Raw genomic sequence first — 1,767 nt, 5'->3', positions numbered from 1 at the left:
GAGGCCTACGGCGGCAGCCGCAGAAAGCGCAAGCAACTCAAGCAGGCGCAGAGGAACAAGCGTTCGGGCGGAGCCAAGGCCCGTAGGAACCGGGGCAGGAAGCTGACGGCCGCGGCCGCCGTCGTGCTCGTCCTGGTCGTCGGCGCGGGCGGCTACGGCGCGTTCCGCTACGTCGTGCCCGCCGACTACGACGGGGAGGGGGCGGGTGAGGTCGTCTTCGTCATCGAGAACGGCCAGTCCGGCGCCGCGGTCGGCGAGGCCCTGGTCGAGGCCGGTGTGGTCGCCAGCGTCCGCGCCTTCACCGCCGCGCTCGGTGACGCCGAGGACGAGGGCGGGGGCGGGCTGGAGCCCGGTACCTACTCCCTGGCCGAGAACATGAGCGGCGAGAGCGCGGTGGCCGCCCTGCTCGACGACGCCAACCGCCTCGGCGGGACGGGTGACCATCCCGGAGGGGCTGCGGGCGCAGGCGGTCGAGGAGGGCGACGGCGTCCTCCAGACCCTCTCGGAGCAGCTGGGCATCCCGGTGGCCGACCTGGAGGAGGCCTACGACAACGCCGACCTGGGGCTGCCCGAGTACGCGACCCAGGGCCCCGAGGGGTACCTGTTCCCCGAGACCTACCGGTTCGACCCCGGCGCCGAGCCGGCCGGGGTCTTGCGGACCATGGTCACGGAGTTCCGCCGGGTCGCCCAGGAGATCGACCTGGAGCAGCGTGCGGAGGGCCTGGGATACGACCCCAACCAGGTCATGGCGATCGCCTCCATCGTCCAGGCGGAGAGCGGCCGCGAGGAGGACATGGCCAACATCTCGGCGGTCGTGCACAACCGTTTGAACCAGGGCATGCCGCTCCAGATGGACAGCACGTGCTTCTACGCGCTCGGCACGCACGGCCTCGCGCTGACCGAGCAGCAGCAGATCGANGGGGCCGGCCTGCCCGCCGGCCCGTTCGTGGCTCCCGGACAGGCCGCCATCGAGGCCGCGTTGGAACCGGCGGACGTGGACTACCTCTACTTCGCGCTCGTCAATCCCGAGACCGGTGAGACCGGCTTCTCCCGGACCCTGGAGGAGCACAACCAGATGGTGGCCGAGTACAGCGACGGCTGGTAGGGAAGGGAGGCGCCCGTGCGCGCCGCGGTCCTGGGCTCGCCGGTGGCCCACTCGCTCTCACCGGTCCTGCACACCGCCGCCTACGCCGCGATGGGCCTGGACGACTGGTCCTACGGCCGGTACGAGTGTGACGAGGAGGAGCTGGCGCCCTTCCTCAAGGAACTCGACGAGACGTGGGCCGGCCTGTCACTGACCATGCCGCTCAAGCGCAGGGCCCTGGACCTGGCCGACAGGGTCGGCGACCTGGCCCGCCGGGTGGGCGGGGCCAACACCCTCATCCCCGTCGACGGCGGGTGGCACGCCCACAACACCGACGTCGAGGGTGTGGCCACCGCGCTCGCCGAGGCCGGGATCGGCGCACCGCGCGAGGCGGTCATCCTGGGCGCGGGAGCCACGGCTGCCTCCGCGCTCGCGGCACTGCTCCGGCTGGGCCTCACCTCGGCCGTCACGGTCCTGGCCCGCGACACGTCCCGCACGGGCGAGGTCACCGCCGCGGCGGAGCGGCTCGGGCACCCCGTGCGGGTCGCGCCGCTCACCGAGATCGGCGCCCACCTGGACGTGGACCTGGTCGTGTCGTCCCTGCCCTCGGGCGCGGCCGACCGCCACGCCGACCTCCTGGCCGCCTCGCGCGCCGACCTGTTCGACGTCGTCTACTCGCCGTG

At 73.0% G+C, this 1,767-nt stretch carries 3 protein-coding genes; 2 read left to right on the top strand and 1 reads right to left on the bottom strand.

Annotation, left to right across the window (positions count from 1 at the left end; all coding sequences use genetic code 11):
- On the bottom strand, nt 1–444 hold a 444-nt coding region (locus tag D471_RS41905), incomplete at its 3' end, for a hypothetical protein (protein WP_241479654.1).
- Here D471_RS41905 and mltG point away from each other — a divergent pair.
- The gene (gene mltG, locus D471_RS37720; RefSeq protein ID WP_017599966.1) at nt 437–1,105 is read left to right on the top strand and encodes an endolytic transglycosylase MltG; all 669 of its coding nucleotides are present in this window, start codon (nt 437–439) and stop codon (nt 1,103–1,105) included. The genes D471_RS41905 and mltG overlap by 8 nt on opposite strands.
- A gap of 15 nt (nt 1,106–1,120) precedes the next feature.
- Nucleotides 1,121–1,767, top strand: a 647-nt coding sequence (locus D471_RS0118340; protein WP_017599965.1) for a shikimate dehydrogenase, incomplete at its 3' end; no start/stop codon positions are given.

The sequence above is a fragment of the Nocardiopsis lucentensis DSM 44048 genome (assembly GCF_000341125.1).
Lineage (GTDB): Bacteria > Actinomycetota > Actinomycetes > Streptosporangiales > Streptosporangiaceae > Nocardiopsis > Nocardiopsis lucentensis.
The sequence above is the reverse complement of the archived record's forward strand: the minus strand, read 5'-3'. Positions and strand labels throughout refer to the sequence as shown.